Source organism: Ideonella azotifigens, from assembly GCF_021043325.1.
Classification (GTDB): domain Bacteria; phylum Pseudomonadota; class Gammaproteobacteria; order Burkholderiales; family Burkholderiaceae_C; genus Ideonella; species Ideonella azotifigens.
In genome coordinates, this window is record NZ_JAJNKD010000023.1 from 12,157 (window position 1) to 30,659 (window position 18,503).

The 18,503-nt window shown below is 69.2% G+C and carries 18 protein-coding genes; 2 read left to right on the forward strand and 16 right to left on the reverse strand.

Going from position 1 to position 18,503, the window contains the following annotated elements; translation table 11 throughout:
• Positions 1–191: 191 nt before the first annotated feature.
• The 4 genes from LRH25_RS29600 to LRH25_RS29615 all read right to left on the reverse strand — a co-directional run bounded on the left by LRH25_RS29600 (position 192) and on the right by LRH25_RS29615 (position 2,802).
• The gene (locus LRH25_RS29600; RefSeq protein WP_141291904.1) at positions 192–1,040 is read right to left on the reverse strand and encodes an HDOD domain-containing protein; all 849 of its coding nucleotides are present in this window, start codon (positions 1,038–1,040) and stop codon (positions 192–194) included.
• A 115-nt stretch (positions 1,041–1,155) separates the two neighbouring features.
• Entirely contained in the window at positions 1,156–1,437 is a 282-nt protein-coding gene (locus LRH25_RS29605) for a hypothetical protein (RefSeq protein ID WP_231013054.1), read from the reverse strand.
• A gap of 51 nt (positions 1,438–1,488) precedes the next feature.
• Positions 1,489–1,656, reverse strand: coding sequence for a hypothetical protein (locus tag LRH25_RS29610; RefSeq protein ID WP_231013055.1), 168 nt, complete (start codon positions 1,654–1,656; stop codon positions 1,489–1,491).
• 543 nt (positions 1,657–2,199) lie between these two features.
• Positions 2,200–2,802: a hypothetical protein gene (locus LRH25_RS29615; RefSeq protein WP_231013056.1), complete on the reverse strand. Its 603-nt coding sequence runs from the start codon at positions 2,800–2,802 to the stop codon at positions 2,200–2,202.
• Between the two features lie 83 nt (positions 2,803–2,885).
• Between LRH25_RS29615 and LRH25_RS29620 the strand changes: the two genes are divergently transcribed.
• Positions 2,886–3,809: a hypothetical protein gene (locus LRH25_RS29620; protein ID WP_141291931.1), complete on the forward strand. Its 924-nt coding sequence runs from the start codon at positions 2,886–2,888 to the stop codon at positions 3,807–3,809.
• A 22-nt stretch (positions 3,810–3,831) separates the two neighbouring features.
• Here LRH25_RS29620 and LRH25_RS29625 read toward each other — a convergent pair whose 3' ends face one another.
• From LRH25_RS29625 to LRH25_RS29680, 12 genes are all read right to left on the reverse strand, one after another.
• Positions 3,832–5,241, reverse strand: a complete 1,410-nt coding sequence (locus LRH25_RS29625; protein WP_231013057.1) for an NADPH cytochrome P450 oxidoreductase family protein — start codon at positions 5,239–5,241, stop codon at positions 3,832–3,834.
• Positions 5,238–6,257 (reverse strand): FAD:protein FMN transferase, encoded by a 1,020-nt coding sequence (locus tag LRH25_RS29630; protein WP_231013058.1) that lies wholly within the window; start codon positions 6,255–6,257, stop codon positions 5,238–5,240. Before LRH25_RS29630 ends, LRH25_RS29625 begins: the two co-directional genes overlap by 4 nt.
• Positions 6,258–6,264: 7 nt before the next feature.
• Positions 6,265–7,143, reverse strand: a complete 879-nt coding sequence (locus tag LRH25_RS29635; protein ID WP_231013059.1) for a DUF4198 domain-containing protein — start codon at positions 7,141–7,143, stop codon at positions 6,265–6,267.
• 19 nt (positions 7,144–7,162) lie between these two features.
• Positions 7,163–7,681, reverse strand: a complete 519-nt coding sequence (locus tag LRH25_RS29640) for a DUF2271 domain-containing protein (RefSeq protein ID WP_141289980.1) — start codon at positions 7,679–7,681, stop codon at positions 7,163–7,165.
• A 50-nt stretch (positions 7,682–7,731) separates the two neighbouring features.
• Positions 7,732–8,358, reverse strand: coding sequence for a PepSY-associated TM helix domain-containing protein (locus LRH25_RS29645; RefSeq protein ID WP_141289981.1), 627 nt, complete (start codon positions 8,356–8,358; stop codon positions 7,732–7,734).
• Positions 8,351–9,028: a Fe2+-dependent dioxygenase gene (locus LRH25_RS29650; RefSeq protein ID WP_141289982.1), complete on the reverse strand. Its 678-nt coding sequence runs from the start codon at positions 9,026–9,028 to the stop codon at positions 8,351–8,353. Before LRH25_RS29650 ends, LRH25_RS29645 begins: the two co-directional genes overlap by 8 nt.
• A 93-nt stretch (positions 9,029–9,121) precedes the next feature.
• Positions 9,122–9,541, reverse strand: a complete 420-nt coding sequence (locus tag LRH25_RS29655; protein WP_141289983.1) for an ExbD/TolR family protein — start codon at positions 9,539–9,541, stop codon at positions 9,122–9,124.
• 10 nt (positions 9,542–9,551) lie between these two features.
• A complete protein-coding gene (locus tag LRH25_RS29660; protein WP_141289984.1) occupies positions 9,552–10,322 on the reverse strand; it encodes a MotA/TolQ/ExbB proton channel family protein in 771 nt (256 codons plus the stop codon).
• 18 nt (positions 10,323–10,340) lie between these two features.
• The gene (locus LRH25_RS29665) at positions 10,341–11,096 is read right to left on the reverse strand and encodes an energy transducer TonB (RefSeq protein WP_231013060.1); all 756 of its coding nucleotides are present in this window, start codon (positions 11,094–11,096) and stop codon (positions 10,341–10,343) included.
• 198 nt (positions 11,097–11,294) lie between these two features.
• Positions 11,295–13,388: an elongation factor G gene (gene fusA / locus LRH25_RS29670; RefSeq protein ID WP_141287943.1), complete on the reverse strand. Its 2,094-nt coding sequence runs from the start codon at positions 13,386–13,388 to the stop codon at positions 11,295–11,297.
• Positions 13,389–13,564: 176 nt separating this feature from the next.
• Positions 13,565–15,934 carry a catecholate siderophore receptor Fiu gene (locus LRH25_RS29675; RefSeq protein WP_141287944.1) on the reverse strand — a complete coding sequence of 790 codons (2,370 nt, stop codon included), beginning with the start codon at positions 15,932–15,934 and terminating at the stop codon, positions 13,565–13,567.
• 353 nt (positions 15,935–16,287) lie between these two features.
• Complete coding sequence (locus LRH25_RS29680; RefSeq protein WP_141287945.1) at positions 16,288–17,766, reverse strand: AMP nucleosidase; 1,479 nt, start codon at positions 17,764–17,766, stop codon at positions 16,288–16,290.
• A gap of 246 nt (positions 17,767–18,012) precedes the next feature.
• On the opposite strand from LRH25_RS29680, the gene LRH25_RS29685 reads away from it, so the two are divergent.
• Positions 18,013–18,435, forward strand: a complete 423-nt coding sequence (locus LRH25_RS29685) for an EF-hand domain-containing protein (protein WP_170200885.1) — start codon at positions 18,013–18,015, stop codon at positions 18,433–18,435.
• The last annotated feature ends 68 nt before the right edge of the window (positions 18,436–18,503 follow it).

The window sequence follows — 18,503 nt, forward strand, 5'->3', positions numbered from 1 at the left end:
GCAGCAGCGCACTGCGGCGGGAAACGGAAGATGACATGGGCGGAAAGCAGGCCGGCTGGTCAACCGGCGCGAAATGGCAGGCGCGAAGTGTCGGCCTGTACGCAAGCTGCGCGCCATCGCTCCGTTGGGGGATGGCGACCGGGCACCACCCTCCTTGGATGGTCGCCGCCTGGCTGGCGGCAGGCGCCCGGTCAGGCGTCCAGGTCCTGCAGCAGCCCGAGCGTGGGCGCGGGCGCCATGTTCAGCAGCGTGGCAATGTCGCGCACGTCGTCCGGCACGGCCGGGTTGTCCCAGCCGCGGCTGGTGTGGCGCGCCAGGCGGATCGCCAGCAGCACGTTGCGCACCTGCGAAGCCTCCTCGTGCCGGTCGTCGGTGATGTTGACCAGCAGCTCGGGCAGGTGCCAGGCCAGCATCAGTGCATGCTGCAGTTCGGTCAGCGTGACGCCAAGCACCTGGCGTTGCACCGTGGCGCTGCGCAGCGTCGGGTCCGCCTGCTGGCGCTGCTGCATCTCCAGCGCCAGCGTGGGCGCATGCAGCCACAACAGCATGTCGGCGAAGTCGTGCAGCAGCGCGGCTTCATGGATCACGCCGGCGTCGTGGTCCTGGCGGTGCACTGCAAACGCCAGCGCGAAGCGGGCGGCGCGCTCGGCACGGCTGATCACGGCCCTCAGTCCGTCCAGCGCTTCTGGCTGGCTGGCCAGGTGTTGCTCCACCGTGGGCTGTGGTCCGAAACCGGCAAAAAACGGGGTGATGCCCATCAGCACCACGGCTTCGCAAATGGTTTCGGCATCGGTGGTACGGCGCTGCCGATGCAACTCGGCCGTGCGGGCCAGCACCTTCAGCGTCATCAGCGGGTCGACGCCCACCGCTTCGGCCACCATGCGGGCGTCGACCTCGTCCTCCATCGGTCGCAGCTCTTCCAGTGCGGCCGCGGTGCGCGCCAGCACCGGCAGCTCGGCGTGCTGGAACAGGCGCACCCAGCCCGCCAGGTCATGCGGGTGACCGGTGGTGGGCAGGGGGGCTGAGGGCATCTGGGACATGGCAAACGACGGGGCGGGCAGCAAGGGGCTTCCCCTTGACTATCGGCATGTCGTGTGCTCGGCTGAAGCGAGGCCCGCCGACGCCAGGGGTTTTTCCTGACGCCGGCAGGGCCGTTCAGATGCGGCTCACATCGATGCGACCGACGAACTCGCCGTTCACGTACAACGCACCTTCGGGTGCTCCGGCGTCGCTGTGCACGGCGTGGAACTCGATGGTCGGCAATTCACAGGCAGGTCCGACCGGGCGCACCGTGCGCCCGGCAAGGCGGCGGGCGACGAGGCTCAGGCCGGCGCCCGAGCGGCGCAACAGGCGAGCGAGCCAGCGCCGGGGCGCGGGCAAGAGGTCAACAACAGGCAGGGCGCCATGGGCGGGCGCGGCAATCAGGCGGCGGTGCATGGGAGGCTCCAGACGGTCCCACGCATGCGCAGGTGGGACCAGGGTCGGGTTTCAGGGGCTGTGTCTATCGGGCGCGGCGAAGTGCATCTCACGCTGTAGCGAGCGTCGCTGCTGCTGGCGTTGCGCCTTGCCGGAGGGCTGGTGCGAGCCGGCGCGGCGCTGGCGGGCCAGCGTGGCGAGCGGGTTGCGGGGCTTTTGCGGGGTGAGGGTCAGCTTCATGAAAATCTCCTTGGCGCATGCGGCGGCGCTGCCCGGGGCTGGGCAGGTTGGCGACAAACGCAATGAACAAAGCAAAACGGCCCGAGGGACACACCACCCGGGCCGCTTCAGCGGAACGCGCCGATGAACGAAGTCAGCAGCGGCCGCGAGGGCGGATCGGGCAATGCACGGGCGACATCGGGGCCACGCCAACCGTGGCTGCCAAAGCAGCACGGGCGGCACGGGTCCACAAGGTCAACAGCATTGGCATTCCAGTCAGGTGGCAGGGCCGGCAGGTGCGGGAGCCGCCAGGCTTGGGAGCCGAGGCTCCGAACCAGGCGCCGTCACCCGCCGGGGCGGTGAGGGCTGGCGCTGGGGGCCGGCGGCGCTTTCCGGGGAGAAAGCGGTGTCGCGGCTCAGCGCTGCATCAATCAACGTGCCGCGATGATAAACAACTGATTATCTTGCGCAAGTGTTTTTTATCTTTTGAGCAACGAATTGCGCAAACTCGCCTGCCGCCTCTGAGCAACGGGCGCCGGCTGCCACGCGCGGTGCTGCGCGGGCTCAGCGCTTTTTCTTCAGCGGCGCCACGCCGGTCTGCAGCTTCAGCCACAGCGCGTGCGGGTCTTCCGGCGCAGGCGGCGGAGGTGGTGGTGGCCGCACGATGCCGGAGCCGGGCGCCGGCAGCGGCGCGCTGCGGGTTGCCGGCGCCGGGCTGGGCTCGGCGGCAGGCGTGGGCACCAGCACTTCGCCCAGCAGGTCCAGCAGCCGGGTACGGGCGCGCTGCGGGTGGCGGCGGTAGTAGGTCAATACCAGGCCGACGATGAAACGTTCGTCGTCGTCCTGCGGCAGCGGGTGCTCGGCCGCTTCGTCGGTGCCGCCCAGGCCCAGCGCGGCGCGGCCGCCGGCATGCGGCTGGTCCATCCAGCCGGCCGGCTTCTGGCAGCATTGTTCGAACTGGCGCGCCAGCCGCTCGCCGATCTGGCGCGAGCGGCCCTTGATCTGGCTCCAGTAGCTGGGTTGTATTTGCAGACGTTCGGCGAAACGCCGCTCCAGGCCACGCAAGGTGGCGGCGTCGGCGTGTTTGACAGTGCTGCGGACAAATTCGTCGAACAGGACCAGCGCGTTGTCGAGGCGAATGGCGGCCACGTCGCGGGGAAACTCCATGGCCCCGATGATAAAGCCGCCTTGCCCTGCCCACGGCCGGCAGGGTCGGCCGCTGGCGAGGCGGCCTGCATCAAAATCGCCGCATGCACGCCATTTCTTCTCTCCGACTGAAGCTCCTGAACCGTTGCTGCCTTGCGCTGACCCTGGCAGGCGCTGCGCCGCTTGTGCCGGCCGCCGGCGTTGCACCGGACAGCCGCACGCCGATCTACCTGCACCGCGCCGGTTTGGGCAATGTCGAGGGCCTGAAGAACGGCATCCTGGTCAGCGTGGAGGCTTGCCGTCTGGAGAAGAACCTGCCGCCGACACCGGCGCCGGCCAGGCTGCCATCGGACGACTACCTTGCCAAGCTGAGGGTCACCGAGACCGAGGAGTATTTCGACGGCGCCCGCCATGCCACCTACACCACCGTGCGCCGGGTCGCGGCCGATCCGGCCAGTGGCAGCTGCGCGCTGGCGCTGTTCGCCGAACGCCACGCCTGGGCCGGCGACGTGTGCGGCGAGGCAACCCTCGGTGGCTCCACGCCGCTGGGGGAGATGATCGACTACACCGCCCCGCAAGCGTCCCAGCCTGAGCTGAGCACGCAGGGCGCGGGGCGCACCGCTTGTGCGGGCAAGAAGGTCGACGCCTACGACCTCGCCGGCTTGCCGGCCGAGGATGCCGGCGGCGCCCGCTGCGTCTGGCAGAGCGACGTGCTGGCCAAGACAATGAAGACCGCCGGGCTGGCCGCCAAGGGCCATGACGGCAAGAGCCCCGAGGCGGACTACTGCCTCTACGAGCGCCAGCCGCTCTATGTGCACAACGGGCACCACGAACTGGTCGTGCTGAAAGGCTCCGGCTCGACCGAAGGCGATGTGCTGGACCAAATGCTGGGCGAGGCCAGCGCCTTCCTCAACGAGCGCCTGCTGACCATCACCGACGGCACGCCCATCCCCGCCGAGCGCTTCAGCGCAGCCGCGGTACGCAGCTTCGTGTCTCAGCCTGGCAAGACATCGTTGGCCAAGCCTTGATGGGCATAAGCTGCTGGGCTGCTCAGTAAAGGTCGCGCTTGTAGCGGCCCTGCGCGGCCAGCTCGGCCAGCGCCGGCTCGCCCAGCAGTTGCTGCAGCGCCTGGTCCACGCCCTGGCCCAGGCCTGTGAGGCTGCCGCAGACGTAAATCCGCCCGCCTCGCGCCAGCCACTCCTGCACCCGCGCGCCTTCGGCCAGCAACTGCTGCTGTACGTGGCGGGGCGCGCCCGGTGCAGCGTCGCGCGAGAAGACGCGGTCCAGCCGCTGCAGCGTGCCACCGCGCAGCCAGCGCGCCAGGTCCTGCTCGCAAGGCCTGTCGTGTGCCGCGTGGCGTTCGCCATAGATGAGCCAGCCAGGGCCCACCGCTTCGCCGCGCGCTGCCGCCTCGGCGCGTGCCGCCAGGTGGCCGCGCAAGCCGGCCAGGCCGCTGCCGCCGCCGATGAACAGCGCCGGTTGCGCCAGGTCTTCGGGCGCGGCGTGGAAGCGCGGGTGGGCGCGCAGCGTCAACGCGACGGGCGTGTCCAGCGGCGCCTGCTGGCACAGCCAGCCCGAAGCCAGGCCGGGTGTGCCGTCGGCCTGCGACTGCAGCCGCACCAGCAGCCGCAGCGTGGGCTCCGAAGGCAGCGAGGCGATGGAATAGCTGCGTGGCGCCTGCAGCACGCCGGCCGCGTCCGGCACCTGCACCAGCGCCAGGTCGCCAGGCTGCCAGGCCGGCCTGTTGTGGCCCTCGGAGGGTGTGAGGTCCAGCTGGTACAGCGGCGCGCCGCTGCTGCCGGGGTTGACCCACTGGCGTGCGCTCAGCCGCCAGGCACCGCTGGCCAGGGTCTGGTCGTCCAGTGCGGCATCGGCCTCGGCGCCGGCAGCGCCCAGCGGCGCAAGCTGGGCCCACCAGCGAGCCAGGTTCGCCGGGTCGTCACCGTCCAGTTCGATGCGCGGCGCCAGCGGCTGCGCACCGTGCGCATGGCACAGCGCCTCGACCTGTTCGCCAAAGGCGCAGAAGGCTTCATAGCGCCGGTCGCCCAGGGCCAGCAGCATGAAAGGAGGCCATGGCTCGGACAGGTGGCCGTTGCGCCTTGCCTGTTCTTGCGCCACGCGCTTGAGGAAAGGCAGCGCCGGGTCCGGCGGGTCGCCTTCGCCGGTGGTGCTGATGATCCACAGCGCACGCCGCGTGTGGGCCAGCTCGGCAGGGTCCAGCTCGGCCAGACTGAGCAGGCGCGCCGGCGTGCCGGCGGCCTGCAAGCGCGCGGCCGTCTGGGCGGCGAGGTGTTCGGCGCGGCCGGTCTGGCTGGCATGCAGCACCAGCACGTGGCCATCGTCCACCGGCGGCGCGGCATGGCGGCGATGGCGCCAGACGATGCCCGCGCACATCGCCGCGTAGGCCACAACCAGCCCGGCCGCCGCCCACAGGCGGCTGGGTTCCAGCTCGGCGATCACGCCAGGAAGGCCCGCAGCGCCGGGCTGAGGTGTTCGCTGAAGCGGCCGTCCGCCTCGCGGCTGATGAACAGCGCTGCCAACCCCTGTGCCTGGGCGCAGGCCGGGCCGGCCTGCGGGCCCAGCACGGTCAGCGCGGTGGCCCAGGCGTCGGCCCACATCGCGTCGGCATGCAGCACGCTGACGGAGGCCAGGCCGTGCGCGACCGGCTCGCCGGTGCGCGGGTCAATGGTGTGCGAGCGCACCTGGCCGCCGGCCTGGTAGGCGCGGCGGTAGTCGCCTGAGGTGGCCACGCTGAGGCCGTGCAGCGCCAGCACGGTGCTGGGCAACTCGGCGCCTGGCGGGTGTTCCAGGGCCACCCACCAGGGCTGACCGTCGGGCTTGTGGCCCTCGCCACGCAACTCGCCGCCCAGCTCGACCAGGAAGCTCGCGATGCCGCGTTCGCGCAGCACCCTGGCCATCACGTCCACGCCATGGCCTTTGGCAATGGCCGACAGGTCCAGCCGGCAGCCGCCGGGCTGGCGCATCGCGTGCTGGTGGCTGTCCAGCTGCAGCGCCTGCCAGGCCGGAGCGACCGGCAGCGCCGCGGCCGGCGCGCTGAAGCCGGCCTCGTCGTGCCGGCCGGTGGGGCCGAAGCCCCAGTGGTCCACGGCGGGCGCCACCGTTGGGTCGAACGCGCCGCCGCTGGCTTCGGCCACCTGCAGCGCGGCCTGCATCACCAGGAAAAAGTCCGGCGGCAGGACTTGCCATGCACCCTCCGGCAGCCGGCAAAAGCGGCTCAACTCGCTGTCGGCCTCCCAGGTGCTCATCTGCCGCACCAACTCGTCCAGCGCGATTTGCAGCGCATGCTGCACCGCCGTGGGTTGCACCTGCCGCGGGCCGACCCAGTCGACCTGCCAGGTCGTGCCCATGCTGCGCCCAGCCAGGCGATGCACCGCCTGGCCCAGCACCAGCGGCGCGGGCTGCAGCGTGGGCGGGATCAAAACCCGCCGCTGTTCAGGTGCGGCAGCAGAAGGCATCGGTGGATCAGCGCGGCAGCACTTCCAGCGTGGCGGCGTAGCTCAGGCGGCGCGCCGGTGCGGCGGGCTTGGCGGCGTCAGCGGCCGGCGCGGCGGCAGGTCCGCCCGGGCCGCGTCCGCCCTGGCTGATGCCCAGCCAATAGCGGCCGGCCTCGGTCCACTGGATGGTGAACTCGCCCTTGGCGTCGGTGCTGAAGTTCTGCTCGCCCATCTTGTAGCGGTAGCGGTTGCCGCCCTGCAGCAGGCTGACGGCGGCATTGGCATAGGGCTGGCCGTCGACCAGCACGCGGAAGCGGCTGGTGTCGCCGGTGCTGATGTCCACCGGCGCGGTCAGCGGGATCAGCTCGATGCCCTTGCCCACCGGCGTGATCGGGGTGGTGCTGGGCGTGTCGCGGGCGACGAAGGTCTCGACGCGGCTGAGCATCTGCGTGACCTGCACGTCGCTCGCGTCGGCCGGCTTTTCCTTGGCCCAGGCTTCCAGCGTGCCGCGGTAGCGCTTGGTCTCGCTGCCCAGCTTGTAGCTGGCCATCACGGTTTCGCTGACGTTGGCCACGCGGTAGGTGCCGGGCTTGGGCAGCGTCAGGTCGAAGCTGCTGCGGTGGCGCGAAGCGGTGTTGAGCTTGTCCTTGTCGACGGCCAGGTTGGTGCCGTCCGGGCCGGTGACGACCAGGCCGTCCAGCGGCAGGCCGCGGGCGTCGTACTCGAACAATGCTTCGCTGGTCGCGGCGTCGAAGGAGACCGCGCCGTCGCGGTTGTCCACCAGCGTCGCCGTCGGCGCAATCCACGGGTGATGCGCGTGGGCCAGCGGCACCAGGCCGGCCAGCAGCGTGGCGGCCAGCGCAGTCGTCAGCGCGGTATGGCGCATGGAGCTTGTGAAAGTGTTCATCGGGTGTCTCCTGGGGGTCTCAAGGCTTGACGCTGAGGCTCACGGCGCCCAGCTCGTGCTCGCCCTTGACGCTGCTGCTGTCGGCCGTCTTCACCGGCCAGGCAAACGGCACCTTGACCACTTCGCGGCCACCGCCTTCGCGTGCGGCTTCGATCAGCAGCTCGTACTGGCCCGGCGGCAGCTCGGCCAGGGCTTTGGCGTTGCCCAGGTTCAGTGTGTGCTCGCCCGGCGCGCGCGTCGCGCCGCTGACGCCGTCCACCGGCATCTCCAGCGCGCGGCCGCTGACGCGCCACCAGCTGCGCATGTCCTTGAGCCACTTGGTGCCGGCGTTGTCGCGCTTCTTCACGTCGTACCAGACGGCCAGGTTGCCGGCGAACTTCTGGTCGGCCGCACTTTGCAGCCACACCGCCACATACGGCGTGTGGTATTCGGCCACGGTGAGGCGCGGCACTTCGACGCGCAGCTGCAGGTCGGCCGCCCAGGCCGGCGCGCTCAGCGCCACCGCGCTGCCCAGGGCCATCGAATATCGGAGTTGCATGCAGGTCACCTTGAGGTACAGGAATGATGTGGGAGCTGTCAAAAATCAGATCAATGCATCAGCAGCAGCGCGACCAGGGCCGGCAGCAGCAGGCCGGCGCCCACCAGCGGCCAGGTCAGCGCGCGGTGGCGGGCATGGATTTGCAGGATCAACAGACCGGTCAGTGCGAACAGGCAGCAGCCAATGGCCAGCAGGTCGATGAACCAGCGCCAGGCGGTGCCGGTGTGGCGGCCCTTGTGCAGGTCGTTGAAGTAGGCGAGCCAGCCGCGGTCGGTGAGTTCGGCCTCAAAGCTGCCTTCGTGGCGGTCGATGCGCAGCCAGGCGTCGCCGCCCGGGCGCGGCAGCGGCAGGTAGACCTCGTCGGGCGACCACTCGGCCTCGGTTTCGGCTGGCCAGCGCAGCGAGGTCTCGGCCATCAGCTTGTCGCGCACGGCCGGCGGCAGCGGCGCATTGGCCTTGTCCTTCTTCGCGGCCGGGCTGGCGTCCAGCAGCTTCAGCAGGTCTGGCGTCAGCGTGCCGGTCTGGTTGTGTACGGCGGGCTTGGCCTCGATCTCGCCAGCGTGGTTCAGCGTGAAGCCGGTGATCGAAAAACCCAGCAGCCCGACCAGGCAGATCGCCGAGCTGATCCAGTGCCACTGCAGCAGCGTGCGCAGCCAGGCATTGCGGTCTTTAGACATCAGCCCAGCGGCGCAGCAGGTTGTGATAGTGGCCGGTCAGCGTGACGGTTTCCGGGCAGTCGCCGATGCGGCCGCGCAGCGACTGGATGGCCTGGTCCAGTTCGTAGAGCGCGGCGCGCTGGGCGTCGTCGCGGATCATGCTTTGCAGCCACAGGAAGGCGCACTGGCGCTCGCCGCCGGTGACCGGCTCGACGTGGTGAATGCTGGTCGACGGGTACAGCACCAGGTCGCCGGCCGGCAGCTTCACCAGGTGCTCGCCATAGGTGTCGCGCACCACCAGGTCACCGCCTTCGTAGCTCTCGGGCTCGGCGAGGAACAGCGTGGCCGAGACGTCGGTGCGCAGCGCCTTGCCGCTGGGCAGGTAGCGGATGGCGCCGTCCACATGGTCCCCGTAGTGCTCGCCGCCGCTGTAGCGGTTGAAGTAGGGTGGCAGGATTTCCAGCGGCAGCGCGGCCGACAGGAACATCGGGTGGCGCAGCAGTGCGCGGGTGACGAACTGCGACAACTCGGCGGCCAGCGGCGACTTGTCGTCCAGCTGGCGGTTGCGCTTGACCTGCGCACCCTGCGGGCCGACGCTGGCCCGGCCGTCGACCCAGCTGCCACCGTCCAGACGTGCGTTCAGCGTCTGCAGTTCGTCGGGGGTCAGGACTTGCGGAATGTGCAACAACATGAGCGGAAGAATCGGCGCGGGAGCAGTTGACCCCGCAGGGTACGGCACCGTTGTTGCGGCGTCGTAAAGCCAGGGGCGCGGTATTTGGGGCCGTCAGCGAGGATCGGGTTCGCTGACGAAACCGATCTTGGTCAGGCCCACGCGGCCGGCATCGGCCAGCGTTTCGGCGACGGCGCCGTAGGCCGCCTGGTGGTCGGCGCGCAGGTGGACCTCGGGCTGCGGCTGCTTCGCGGATTCGGCCTGGAAGCGCTCCGCGGCCTGGGCGCGGGTCACGGGCTCGCCGTTCCAGTAGCGCTGGCCCTTGGCGTCAATCGCGAAATCGATCTTGTCCGGCGGCACGTTGTTGACCTGGCTGCTGGCCTGCGGCAGCTGCAGCTTGACGGCATGCGTGAGCAGCGGCGCGGTGACGATGAAGATCACCAGCAGCACCAGCATCACGTCGATCAGCGGCACCATGTTGATCTCGGCCAGCGGCGCGGACGCGCGCTGCTTGTCGAAGGAAGCAAAAGCCATCGCGCGGTCCTCAGGCCGAAGCCGGGGTCTGGGCCTGCTGCGGCACTGGTTTCAGCGGCCTCACGCTGGCGCCCAGCTGCTGCTGGCCGGCGCCGGGCGCCTCGCCCATGGTCAGGAAGCTGTGCAGCTCGAAGGCAAAGGCATCCAGCCGGCCGGCCAGCACGCGGTTGCTGCGGGTGAAGGCGTTGTAGGCGACCACGGCCGGGATGGCCACGGCCAGGCCGATGCCGGTCATCACCAGCGCTTCGCCGACCGGGCCGGCGACCTTGTCCAGCGTGCCGGCGCCGCTCATGCCAATGGCCAGCAGCGCGTGGTACACGCCCCAGACAGTGCCGAACAGGCCAACGAAGGGCGCGGTCGCGCCGACGGTCGCCAGCGTCGTCAGGCCGCTCTCGAAGCGCGTGGTTTCCTCGTCCAGCACCTTCTTGATGGTGCGGGTGACGAACTCGCTGGCGCTGCCGGCCTCGGCCAGGCGCGAGGCGCCGTGGCGGGCATGGTGGACCTGCGCATGAAGCGCGTGCGCGCTGAGGTGCGAAAACGGGTCACGCGCGCCGTGGGTGCTGATCTCGTGGCGGACTTCGTCCAGCGTCGAGGCGTTCCAGAAGTGGTTCAGGAACTCGCTGCTGCGGCGCTGGCGCAGGTATTGCGCAACGCCCTTGCCGGCAATGATGGCCCACGAGGCGGCGGACATCAGGATCAGCAGCGCCAGCAAGGTCTTGCCGACGGCGTCGCTCTGGGCGAGGAAATGGGCCAGGCCCTGGGTGGTCGAGACGGTGTCCATGAGAGTCGGCGGTTCAGGTCATTCCAGGTTGAATTCGATCGGGGCCAGCGTCGTCCATTCGATCGCCTGGCCTTGGTCCATGTAGGGCTTGAAGCGCGCCGAGCGCATCGCCCGCACCGCCGCTTCGTCCAGCCGGGCATATCCCGACGATTGCTTGACGCTGACCTCGCGCGGCACGCCTTGCGCCGTCACGACCACGCGCAGCAGCACCGTGCCGGATTCGCCCAGCCGCTTCGAGGCCGCCGGGAAGCTGAGCTGCAGCGGCACCAGGTACTGCACCGCGCTGGATGGCAGCAGCTTGGGTGCGGCCGGTGGCGCTGGCGCGGGGGCAGGCGCCGGGCTGGGCGGCGCTGCCACGGCGGCGACCGCGACCGGCGCCGGCTCAGCCGGCGGCGGCGGTGCGGTGAAGGTGGGCGCTTCGGCGCTGGGCGTGGGCGGTGCCACCAGCACAGGCCGGGGTGGCTGTGGCGGCAGTTTCTGCACGCGCGGTGGCGGTGGGGCCGGTGGCTTGGGCGTGGGGGCTGGTGGTGCGATCCATTGCACCGTCAGGACCTTGGGCTCAGGCGCCGCTTCCAGCGCTTCACCCTTGGCCTGCAGCAAGGCCCAGACGATGCCGGCGTGCAGCGCCAGCACGCCCAGGCTCAGCAGTTGCCGGCTGCGCCCGCCCAGGTCTTCGCGCTCGATGAACCGGAAGCCACCCGCGGCGTGCGGCGCCGGCGGCGCGGCAGCGGCGCCCGAAGGCACGGGCAGGGCAGGAACGGGCAGCGGGCGCATGGTGGCAACAAACGGGGCGGGCGGGAGCGGCGGCGGTCAAACACACGCTGGCCGCAAGGGCCGCCAGCGCCAACTGGCGGGGTGCCACGTTGCTGCATTGCAGTGAACTCATGTTACTGCAAATGCGAATGATTCGCAAAGTGAGCCGCATGGATTGCCCATGGGTTTGATGCCGCGCAAAGGCGCGGCATCTCGGCGTCAGCCCTCGTCGTGCCGCTGCCACTCCTTGGCCATCTGCAGCTGCACATTCGGCGGGGCTGCTTCGTGGTGGGACAGCGCCAGCGTGTAGCGCCCCTGGCCGCCGGTCAGCGCGTTGAGCCGGCTCTGGTAGCCCTGCAATTCGGCCGCGGGTGCCAGTGCGCGCACTTCGCTCCAGCCGCCGGCCAGCTGGTCGGTGCCGGTGACCTGGCCGCGGCGGGACGCAAGATCACCGGTCAGGTCGCCCAGCGAGCCGGTGGGCAGCTGCAGCTCCAGCGAGACGATGGGTTCCAGCAGCAGCGGCCGCGCCTCCTGCAGCGCCAGCCAGGTGGCCTTGCGCGCGGCGGTGGTGAAGGCGATGTCTTTCGAGTCCACGCTGTGGTGCTTGCCGTCGTACACGGTGACCTGCACGTCCACGACGGGGAAGCCGGCGACCACGCCAGCGGCCAGCGCTTCGTGCACGCCTTTCTCGACCGCCGGCATGAAGCTGCCGGGAATCGCGCCGCCCTTGACCTCGTCGACAAAGCGCTGGCCCTCGCCACGCGCCAGCGGTGCCACCCGCAGGTGCACCTCGCCGAACTGGCCGGCGCCGCCGCTCTGCTTCTTGTGCCGGTACTGGCCCACCGCCTGGCCGGTGATGGTCTCGCGGTAGGCGACCTTGGGCAGTTGGGTCTGCACTTCGCAGTGGTGCTGCTCACGCAGCCGGTCCAGCAGCACCTTGAGGTGCAGCTCGCCCAGCCCGAAGACCACCGTCTCATGCGTGGCGGCCACATGTTCCAGCCGCAGGCAAGGGTCTTCGTCGACCAGCTTCTGCAGCAGCTCCCACAGCCGTTGCTCGTCGCCATGGCGCTGCGGCGAAATCGCCAGGCCGTGCACGGGGGTCGGGAAACTCAGCGGCGCCAGGTGCAGCCGGCCATCGTCGGGGCTGTCGTGCAGCACGGCGTCGAAATGCAGTGCATCGACCTTGGCGATGGCGGCAATGTCGCCCGGCAGCGCCTCATCAATCGGCAAGTGCTCCTTGCCCTGCAGCCGGAACAGGTGGCCGACCTTGAAGGGCTTGCGTGCATCGCCGATCAGCAACTGCATGTCGCGCTTCAAGGTGCCCTGGTGCACGCGCAGCACGCCGAGCTTGCCCACGTACGGGTCCTGCAGCACCTTGAACACATGGGCCAGCACCGGCAGCGCCGGGTCGGCCGTGGCCTGCACTGGCTGCGCTTCCTCGCCCTCGCCGCGCAGGAAGGCCGGTGGGTTGCTTTCGGTCGGGTCGGGCAACAGCCGCACGATCACGTCCAGCAGTTCCTTCACGCCTGCGCCGGTGCGCGCCGAGACGAAGCAGACCGGAATCAGGTGCCCCTGGCGCAGCGCCTCTTCCAGCGGCGCATGCAGCTCGCTGGCATCCAGGTCGCCCTCGTTCAGGTAACGCTCGACAAAGGCCGCGTCCACCTCCACCACCTGCTCCACCAGCGCGCGGTGCGCGTCGGCCACCGACGAAAAGTCGGCCGAGCCCTGGCGCTGGAAGAAGCAGTCCACCACGCGCGCTGCGCCGGCCGAGGGCAGGTTCAGCGGCAGGCATTCACGGCCGAAGGCGGCCTGCAGCTGGGCCAGCACGCCGGGCAGGTCCACGCCGGGCGCGTCGATCTTGTTGACGATCAGGATGCGGTCCCGGCCACGTTCTGCGGCCTGCGCCATCAGCCGCAGCGCCATCGGCTCCAGGCCGGCGGCGGCATTGATGACGATGGCGGCGGTGTCCACCGCTTCGAGGGCCGGCAGCGACTGGCCCAGCGCGTCGGGTGTGCCGGGCGTGTCCAGCAGGTGCACCCGGGTGCCATCGTGTGCGAAGTGCATCACCGCGCTGTTGAGCGAGTGTTGAAGCCGTTTCTCTAGCGGGTCGAAATCACTGACGGTGCTGCCGCGCTCCAGGCTGCCGGGCGCGCCCAGCATGCCGGCGCGGTGCAGCAGCGCCTCGGCGAGCAATGTTTTGCCGGCAGCGGCCGGGCCCATCAACGCCAGGCTGCGGATCGCGTGCATGGCATCGCGGGCCGCAGCGCCCCGTGCTGACAGGCCGGCTGTTGCCGGCGATGCTGGGCTTGACATGGGGCGCTCCTTTCGGGTTGCGCGTCCACGGTACGCCTGGCCCTGGTGCAAAGCAAGAGGCCATGAACGCCACATGGCGACAACAAAAAAGGCCCCGGTTTTCACCGAGGCCTTCACGTTCGCAGCAGCGCCGCAACCGTCGCGTCAGTCGCCTGACTCGTGGCGCGCGACGCGCATCAGAACTGTACGCTGGCGGTCAGCGAGGCATTGCGCGGCGCGCCCAGGCGCATGCGAGCGCCGCTGTTGTTCAGCGTGCTGATGTATTCCTTGTCGAACAGGTTGCCGATGTTGAGCTGCAGGTTCACGTTCTTGCTGACCTTCCACGCGGCCATCAGGTCCACCACCGTGTACGACGGGATCTCGGGCACGTTGTCAGGCGTGGTGCTGAGGCTGTTCTTCGAGATCACGCGCTTCTGGTCCGACACGTAGCGCACGCCGCCGCCCAGCGTGAAGGCATTCAGGGTGTACGAGGTCCACAAGGTGGCGGTCAGGTCGGGTGACCAGCGAACGCCGGTGGTGGTGGTGACCGAGCTGTCGGTGCTGGACACGCTGGTCTGGCTCAGCTGCTCGGTCTTCATCTTGGCGATGCCGGCGGTGATCTGCCAGAAATTGGTGATCTGGCCAACGGCGGACAGCTCCAGGCCGGTGATGCGGGTCTTGCCTTCCTGGCGGTAGATCGTCGGGTCGACCGTGTCCTGCGTGACCTGCTTGCTGTTTTCCGAGCGGTACAGCGCGGCAGAGACGTTCAGGCGCTTGTCCAGCAGGTCCCACTTCGTGCCCAGCTCGATGTTGTTCGTTTCCTGCGGGTCCATCGCGGAATTCGCCGCGTTGGTGACCGTGGCCGAAAGCGAGAAGTTCGCGCTGCCCGGAGGCGTCAGCGAGTTCGAGTAGGCCGCGTAGACGGTGCCGTCGGCGGTGGGCTTGTAGACCGCGCCCAGGTTCCAGCTCAGCAGGTTGTCGGCGTCGCGCAGTTCCTGTACGTCGATGCCGCCCACCGCGTAGCCCGGGTGACTGCTGAGGTTGGCGCTGGTCACGATGGTGCCGGCCTTGGTCGTGATGCGGTAGCGCTCGAAGCGCAGGCCGGCGTTCAGCTTCCACTGCTCGTTCAGCGTCAGCGTGTCGAAGGCGTAGACCGCAGCGGTCAGCGTCGTGCCTTCGGTGTCTGCGCCGGTCAGGTAGGGGATGCCCAGCACGTCGTTGGTGTTCGGGTCGTACAGGTTGGCCGCGGGGATCGCGATGGCCGTGTAGTTCACGCCCTTGATGGTTTGCGCGGTGGTGCCGGTGCCCAGCGTCTGCTGGCGCTCGTGTGTCAGTTCCAGGCCGCCGCTGAGGTCATGCTTCAGCCCACCGGTGACGAAGCTGGTCGTCACGCTGGTCTGGTTGGCAATGATCTCGTTGGTCTGGTCGGTGCGCTGGCGCGAGCGGCCCACGGTCCATTCCGACGGGTCCTTGATCGGGCTGCCGATGTCCGAGCCGTTGATGGTCGACGAAATGCCGGTGAGCACGCGGTCCATGTGGGTGCGGCCGAAGCGGAAGGCGCTGCGCAGCGTGGTGGTGGGCGTCAGGTCGTGCTCGAAGCGGGTCGTGACCATGTCGGCCTTGACCTTCTCGTAGTCGTCCTTGCTGCCGTAGTAGTTCTCCGGGCGCACGCGTTCGCCGGCAGTGATCGCGGCAGCCTGCTCGGCCGTGGTGGCCGAAGTGCCGGAGGCTGTGACGGCGCGGTAGTAGCCGTCCATGCCGATGGTCGGGATGCCGCCGTCGGGCGTGTTGTCCTGGCGCATGTGCTGCGAATACAGGAAGACGCGGGTGGGCGTGTTCAGGCCGAAGGCAATCGATGGTGCCACGCCGTAGCCCTTGTTCTCGACCTCGTCACGGCCGTCCACGCCGCTCTTCTGCGCCATCAGGTTCAGGCGGATGGCGGTGCTGTCGCCAATGGCCTGGTTCAGGTCGGCCGTCGCGCGCTTCTTGCTCGCGGTGCCCAGCGTCAGCGAGCCTTGGCGCGAGTCGTCCAGGCTGGGCAGCTTGGAGATCAGGTTGATGTAGCCACCGCTGGCGCCACGGCCGATGTCGGCGCCTGCCGGGCCCTTGACGATCTCGACCTGCTCCAGGTTGAAGGTGTCGCGGGTCACCGCGCCCAGGTCGCGGATGCCGTCGACAAAGGTCGAGTTCTGGGCCGAGAAGCCGCGCAGCTGGAAGGCGTCACCCGCCGAGGTGTTGCCGTTTTCTCCCAGCTGCATCGTGATGCCCGGGGTGTTGCGCAGCGCTTCCATCAGCGTGGTGGCACCTTGCTCCTGCAGGGTTTCCTTCTTGATGACGGTGATGGTCTTAGGCGTGTCGATCAGCGGCTGGGTGATCTTGGACGAAGCGCTGGTGTCGGCCTTGAACGGCACTTCGCGCTGGGCCTTGACGCTGACGGTGGGCAGCGCGCCGTCGGTGGGCTGCGGGGTGGTGGGCGCGGTCTGGGCCAGCACGGCCATCGGAACAGCGCTCAGCAGGGCGACGGCGTTGGCGCCTGCATGGCGACGGCTGCGGATGTATTGCGACATGGGAGACAAATGAGTTGGGTAATGCGAATCGGGGTTGCGGCGCGCGCATGCCGAACCAGCCGGGCTGTGCGGGCGGCCCCGGCGGCGATCAACGCTTGCGAACCCTCCCGGTCTGTTGCTGACCCCGACTGCCACTTGCGGCTGCGGCGGCGTTCGCCTCGGCAAATCGGTTAAGGAAAGTAAACCCAATCATAATCGAAATGAGAACGATTATTGATTGAAGAGAATTCCCAGGCTGCGCATGTCGCGTGCCTGCCACTGCCGCGGCGGCATGCAAGCAAAAAGGGCAGGGCCACGCTGCCGCGGCCCTGCCCCTGGAAAGCCTCGCGCCTTGAAGCGCGGCAGACCTTGCGCTACTGGAACGCCACCTCGGCAAAGCTTCGCAGCTTGCGGCTGTGCAGCTGCCCCACGCCAGCGCTGCGCAGCAGCTCCAGCGCGCGGATGCCAATGCGCAAGTGCTGGTCCACCCGCTCTCGGTAGAAGTGGTTGGCCATGCCAGGCAGCTTGATCTCGCCGTGCAGCGGCTTGTCGCTCACGCACAGCAAGGTGCCGTAGGGCACGCGGAAACGGAAGCCATTGGCTGCGATGGTGGCGCTTTCCATGTCCAGCGCCACCGCGCGGCTCTGGCTGAAGCGGCGCTCGGGACCCGGGTGCGGCAGCAGTTCCCAGTTGCGGTTGTCGGTGGTGGCCACGGTGCCGGTGCGCAGCAGCGTCTTGAGCGCCTGCCCGGAGAGCTGGGTGACCTCGGCCACCGCCTGCTCCAGCGCCACCTGCACCTCGGCCAGCGCCGGGATGGGCACCCACAGCGGCAGTTCTTCGTCCAGCACATGGTCCTCGCGCACATAGCCGTGGGCCAGCACGTAGTCGCCCAGTTGCTGCGTGTTGCGCAGGCCGGCGCAGTGGCCCAGCATGATCCAGGCGTGCGGCCGCAGCACGGCAATGTGGTCCGACGCGGTCTTGGCATTGGCCGGGCCCACACCGATGTTGACCATCGTGATGCCGCCATGGCCTTCGCGCACCAGGTGGTAGGCCGGCATCTGCGGCAGCCGCGGCGGCGCCATGCCGCTGGCCCGTTGCTCGGTGCCTTCGCGCGGCGTCACCACGTTGCCAGGTTCGACAAACGCGGTGTAGTCGCTGCTGGCGCCCTGCATCAGCTGGTGGCCCAGGCGGATGAATTCGTCGATGTAGAACTGGTAGTTCGTGAACAGCACGAAGTTCTGGAAATGCTCGGGCGCGGTGCCGGTGTAGTGGCGCAGCCGGTGCAGCGAGTAATCGACCCGCGGCGCGGTGAACAGCGCCAGCGGATGCGGCTCCTTGGGGCCGGGCTCGTAGGTGCCGTTGGCAATGCCGTCGTCCATCGCGGCCAGGTCCGGCAGGTCGAAATGCTCGCGCAGGCGGGCTCGCTGCTCGGCCGTCAGCGTGCCTTCGATGTGGTCGGCCTCGCCGAGCGAGAAGTGCACGGGAATCGGCTGCGTGCCCAGGCCCACGTCCAGCGCCATGGCCTGGCCGCCATGGTTGCGCAGCAACAGCCGGAACTGCTCGCGGTAGTAGTCGCCGAACAGGTCGGGCCGGGTCAACGTGGTTTCGTAGGTGCCTGCGCCGGCCACGAAGCCGAAGCTCAGTCGGCTGTCGGGGCGCTGGTCGGTGTGCGTTTGCACCCGCACGCTGGGGTACCAGGCGCGCACCCGGCCGGCCGGGGCCTGGCCGTCCACATAGGCTTGCAGTTGTTGCCGCAGGTGCTTGACCTGGGCCTGGTACAGGGCGACGACCTGGGCCAGGGCGGCTTCCGGGTCGTCGAAACGTTGGCGCGGGGTGAACGGGGCTTCGATCATGGGCAGATTGTGAACCGCTGGCCCGGCCGGCGCCGCAGGCCCCCCGATTGCCAAGCCCCAGGTCAGTCGAGTTTGCGGCGGTGTAAAGAGCTGTAATGCGCCGCAGCGAGGATCAACGCCTTGCCGCCGGGCCACGTTGTGCACGGGACGCGCCAGATGGCGCCCCACCGTGGCGGCGCTCAGCGCGATTCACCACGCAGATTTTTCCGCTGTCTGTCCTTTCCGAAACGACCAAGGAGCACCTCCATGTCCCGTACCGCTTTGCTGTTCAGCCCGCTCGCCGCCCTCGCGCTGGCACTGGCCTTGCCGGCCGCGCAAGCCGCCGATCCTGCCACCGCCCGCCCGGGTGCCGCCCACTTCAAGCAGTTGGACACCAACGGCGACGGCGCGATCAGCCGTGAAGAAGCCGCCACTGCCCCGGCCATTGCCGGCAAGTTCGACATGATCGACACCGACAAGGACGGCAAGCTGACGCCGCAGGAACTTCGCGCCTTCAGCGAAGCCCACAAGTCCGACGTTTTCGGCAAGCTGGACACCAATGGTGACGGCATGCTGAGCAAGGATGAAGTCGCCAGCCGGCCCAAGCTGGCCGAGAAGTTCGACAGCCTGGACGTCAACAAGGACGGCCAGCTGAGCCCCGACGAAATGCGCGGCATGAAGATGCGCTGACCCTGCAGCTCGTGCATCCGGAAGGCAGCTTCGTGAGAAGCTGCTTTTTTATTGCCCTGGCCGCCACA